The following is a 275-nucleotide window of genomic DNA, read 5'->3' on the forward strand; positions in this document are numbered from 1 at the left end:
CGGGTGATTGCATTTGATATGCCAGGCACCACGCGCGATTCGATCTATATCGATTTTGAAAAAAACGGTAAACCCTACACGCTGATTGACACGGCTGGTCTGCGCAAACGCGGCAAGGTGTTTGAGGCGGTGGAAAAGTTTTCCGTCGTCAAGACCCTGCAATCAATTTCGGATGCCAATGTCGTGCTGTTGTTGTTGGATGCGCAACAGGATATTTCCGAGCAGGATGCCCATATCGCGGGGTTCATTCTGGAGAGTGGCCGAGCCTTGGTGGT

At 51.6% G+C, this 275-nt stretch carries 1 protein-coding gene; it reads left to right on the forward strand.

Annotated features, from left to right (window positions below):
* Positions 1-275: GTPase (locus ACZ3HG_RS23580; RefSeq protein ID WP_465334780.1), on the forward strand; the 275-nt coding region annotated here is incomplete at both ends.

It is taken from the genome of Erwinia sp. PME.40.26/001 (genome assembly GCF_055556675.1).